Source organism: Longimicrobium sp. (assembly GCA_036387335.1).
Lineage (GTDB): Bacteria > Gemmatimonadota > Gemmatimonadetes > Longimicrobiales > Longimicrobiaceae > Longimicrobium.
In genome coordinates this window covers 1-3,860 of the sequence record DASVTZ010000051.1, presented here as the reverse complement: position 1 = coordinate 3,860, position 3,860 = coordinate 1, and the positions used below count along the sequence as shown (strand labels likewise).

General features: G+C 67.3%; 3 protein-coding genes. 2 read left to right on the top strand and 1 reads right to left on the bottom strand.

Annotated features, from left to right (window positions below; all coding sequences use genetic code 11):
* Positions 1 to 144: 144 nt before the first annotated feature.
* On the bottom strand, positions 145 to 2,346 hold the full coding sequence (locus VF647_04650; GenBank protein HEX8451364.1) for a S9 family peptidase: 2,202 nt from the start codon (positions 2,344 to 2,346) through the stop codon (positions 145 to 147).
* Between the two features lie 221 nt (positions 2,347 to 2,567).
* On the opposite strand from VF647_04650, the gene VF647_04645 reads away from it, so the two are divergent.
* On the top strand, positions 2,568 to 3,161 hold the full coding sequence (locus VF647_04645) for a hypothetical protein (protein ID HEX8451363.1): 594 nt from the start codon (positions 2,568 to 2,570) through the stop codon (positions 3,159 to 3,161).
* Positions 3,158 to 3,703 carry a hypothetical protein gene (locus tag VF647_04640; GenBank protein ID HEX8451362.1) on the top strand — a complete coding sequence of 182 codons (546 nt, stop codon included), beginning with the start codon at positions 3,158 to 3,160 and terminating at the stop codon, positions 3,701 to 3,703. The genes VF647_04645 and VF647_04640 overlap by 4 nt, the downstream gene beginning before the upstream one ends.
* Positions 3,704 to 3,860: the final 157 nt, after the last annotated feature.

Here is a 3,860-nt window from a genome sequence, read left to right as displayed (position 1 = left end):
GACAACAGGATAACGACTTAACCCATCTATGGCCGCTCCGGGCGCGTTGTACACGCTTTCGGGGCGGCTTTGTTGCATCTTCATGTAGGGCAACTGGTTACCGATCTGTGTCAGCGACCACTGTCGAACCCCTACTGTGTGAAACTAGAGGTTCTCGGTGACCCAGTTCGTCATCATGGTGAAGAGGTGCTGCGAGGTGACGCCGCCGGAGATGCCGTGGTTGCGGTTCGGGTACATCATGAAGTCGAACTGCTTGTTGGCTGCCTGCAGCGCGTTCACCAGCTGCGTCGAGTTCTGGAAGTGCACGTTGTCGTCGCCCGTGCCGTGCACCAGCAGGAAGCGGCCGCGCAGGCCGCCCGCGTTGCTCACTGGTGCGTTGCGGCGGTAGCCCTCGGCGTTCTCGCGAGGGGTGCGCATGAAGCGCTCGGTGTAGATGGTGTCGTACAGGCTCCAGTCCACCACCGGCGCCACCGCGATCCCGGCTTTGAACGGGCTGCCCGGCGCGAACATCGCCGATGCCGTCATGAAGCCGCCGTAGCTCCACCCCCAGATGCCGATGCGGCTCGCGTCCACCCACGGCTGCGTCGCCAGGTAGCGCGCGGCCAGGATCTGGTCCGCGGTCTCGACGGCGCCGAGCTTCAGGTAGGTGGCCTTCTTGAAGGCGCTGCCGCGCGCGCCGGTGCCGCGGTTGTCCACGCTCACCACCACGTAGCCGCGCTGCGCCAGCATCTGGTGCCACAGGTAGCGGGTGCCGCCCCACGAGTTCATCACCGTCTGCGAGCCGGGACCGCCGTACACGTACATCAGCACCGGGTACTTGCGGCTGGCGTCGAAGTTGGCCGGCTTGATCGTCCACCCGCGGAGCTCCGTGCCGTCCGGCGCGCGGAATGAAAAGAACTCCGGCTTGCGGACGCCCAGCGATTCCACGGTCTGGCGGACGCGCGCGTTGTCCACCAGGGTGCGCACCACGGCGCCGTCGCCGGTGTTGTGCAGGCGGATCACCGGCGGCGTGCCGGCGCTGGAGTAGGTGTCCAGGAAGTACGGCGAGCCGGTGGAGATGCGCGCCGCGTGCGTGCCGGGCTCGCGCGTCACCTGCTGCTGCCCCGTCCCGTCAAGCTTCACGCGGAAGAGCTGCGTCTGCTCGGGGGTGGGGGCGTGGGCGCCGAAGTAGACGCGGCCGCCCCGCTCGTCCACCGCGGTGATGCCGGTGACGTCCCACTGCCCGCGCGTGATCTGGCGGACGTTGCGGCCGTCGCGGCTCACCAGGTACAGGTGGTTGAAGCCGTCGCGCTCGCTGGTGAAGAGGAAGTCGCGCCCCCCGTTCACCCAGTGGAAGTCGTCATCCACCTCCACCCACGCGGGATCGGTGTCGGTGAAGACGGTGCGGCTGGCGCCCGTGCGCGCGTCGGCCAGCATCACCTCCAGGCGGTTCTGGTGCCGGTTGAGGCGCTGGATCACGATCTCGGTGGGCGACTCCGCCCACTCCATCCGCGCCAGGTACACCTCCGGATCGTTCCCCGTGTCCACCCAGCGCGTCGCCCCGCCCGCGACCTCGACGATGCCAACCTTTGCGATGGCGTTAGGGGAGCCCGCCTTGGGGTAGCGCAGGCTGACGACTCGCGAGTAGGCGCTGTCCGTCTCGTTGATCCAGTTGAAGGTCTGCTCGCGGCCGGCGTCCAGCCGCCAGAACGCGATGCGCGCCCCGTCCGGGCTCCAGCGCCACCCGTCCTGCAGCCCCAACTCCTCCTCGTACACCCAGTCGAAGGTGCCGTTGATGATCTGGTTGCTCCCATCCTGCGTCAGCCGCGTCTCCCGCCCCGTGGCCAGATCGGTGACGTAGATGTCGTGGTCGCGCACGAACCCGATACGGCGCCCATCGGGCGAGAGCTTGGCGAACATCTGCCACCCCGGCCGGGTGGAGGCGGGGGTCAGCCGTCCCGTGTCCAGGTCGTAGACGTAGTAGATCCCCTTGGTGTTCTCGCGCCACACCGGCTGCGAGTTGGTGTAGAGGAGCAGCTTCCTCTCGTCGGGGGTCCAGCTGTAGTCCTCGATCTCGATGGGCTTCTGCTGGCCCGCCGGCACCAGGCGCGAGCCGTCCACCAGGCGCGTCTTGGTGCCCGTGCGCGCGTCCTCGGCCACCAGGTCGGTGGTCCCGTCCGGGCGCGCGTCCACGTACGAGTAGCGCTGCCCGTCGCGCATCCACTGGAGCGCGGGGAGCCCCTCCGTGCGGAAGTCGCGCCCGGCGAAGATGCGCTCCACCGAGAGCGTCTGCTGCGCCCGCGCGGGCGCGAGCGCGGCGAGCGCAAAGATCCCGGCTGCGATGGCCGGGCGGGCCCGTGTCAGCATGTATTCCTTGCGGCGGTCGTTGGAATTTTCGTGGGCGAGTGGCGTCACATGATGCCGGTTGGTACGGCGCCGCGCCAGAGAGGTTCCGGGTCCATGCTGAAATTTTAACACTGGAGGGCGTGAGTGCGTTGGTACGGCCGGGAGTGCTTGATCCGGTTCAACTAGACGCCTATGATTCTCAGCGCACTTTGAGCCTTAACGTTTGAATCGCCAGCCGGGGCATGAAGATGGACACGAATCCACGCCCTATTACTGGGCCCTGGGACGAGGGCTTCACGCTCGACGTACACACCGTCAGCGCGGAGTATCTCGGGGACGATCTTAATGGACATCCGCAGTTCGATACCACGCGGTCCGAGATCGGCGAGGCCCTCTTTCGGCTGAAGTACCGAGGCGAAAGGGACGCGAGTGCAACTCTGGCGAACGTTGCCGCGGAGTTCGTGCGGCTGCGAGGCTTCGCCGTGGATGTGGTTGTGCCCGTTCCGCCCAGCAGGGTACGTTCCTTCCAGCCGCTCGCCGCCATCGCGTCCCGTCTGGCAGCGAACCTCGGTGCCGGTTACGATCCCAAGAGTCTCCGGAAGATCAGGGACACTCCCGAACTGAAGAGCATGGCCGATATGGCTGACCGCGAAGCCGCGCTGGCCGGTGCTTTCGAGGTCCGCGGGAGCGCTCTCACGGGGAAGCACATCCTTCTGTTCGACGACCTGTATCGCTCCGGCGCAAGCATGAGAGAAGCGGCCCGAACCCTGCGCACGCAGGGAGGTGCCGCGTCGCTCAGGGCACTCGCTCTCACCCGAACGAGGAGCAGATCATGACTCGCGTTTTCCTCGGCGGATCGCGAAAGGTTTCGCGGCTGAACGAGTCGATCCGCGCGCGGCTCGGCGAGATCGTCCGCCGGAAGCTGCCGGTTGTGGTCGGCGATGCGAACGGCGCGGACCGGGCGATGCAGCGGCAGCTGGCCGAGTGGGGGTACCGGGACGTGGTCGTGTACTTCGTGGGCTCGGCTCCCCGGAACAACGAGGGTGGCTGGCCAACGCAGCACGTGCCGACGCCGCCCTCCGTGCGGGGCTTCGACTTCTACTCCGTGAAGGACCGCGCGATGGCGGAGGCGGCCGAGTGCGGGCTGATGCTGTGGGATGGGGTAAGCCGCGGGACTCTCGCCAACGTCGAGACGCTGGTCAGCGCGGGAAAGCCGGTAGCCGTCTACGTAAGCCCGCTCCAGCGCTTCACGAACGTGCTCACCCCTGCGGACCTGGAGACCTTGGCGGGGAGTCTAGCGCCAGAGCCGAAAGCCGAGGCGCAGACGGCGTTCGCTCTTCCGGCGAGTCAGCCTCCCGCTCGAAGGAAGACCGCATAAGGCCACAGCGTCCCATGCTGTTGCGGCTCCAGGCGAGCGCTTATCTTCGCAGGACCGCCCCCGTTCCACGCCTCCCATCCCACACGGACACGCATGCACACCCACGCTTCAGGCGCGGCACTCCCGGACAACGATCCCGGACCCGGTACGGACCGGC

What these genes read in the sequence shown, in the direction of transcription:
- VF647_04650 (HEX8451364.1), bottom strand. Translation starts at nt 2,346, where the DNA reads ATGCTGACACGGGCCCGCCCGGCCATCGCAGCCGGGATCTTTGCGCTC.
- VF647_04645 (HEX8451363.1), top strand. Translation starts at nt 2,568, where the DNA reads ATGAAGATGGACACGAATCCACGCCCTATTACTGGGCCCTGGGACGAG.
- VF647_04640 (HEX8451362.1), top strand. Translation starts at nt 3,158, where the DNA reads ATGACTCGCGTTTTCCTCGGCGGATCGCGAAAGGTTTCGCGGCTGAAC.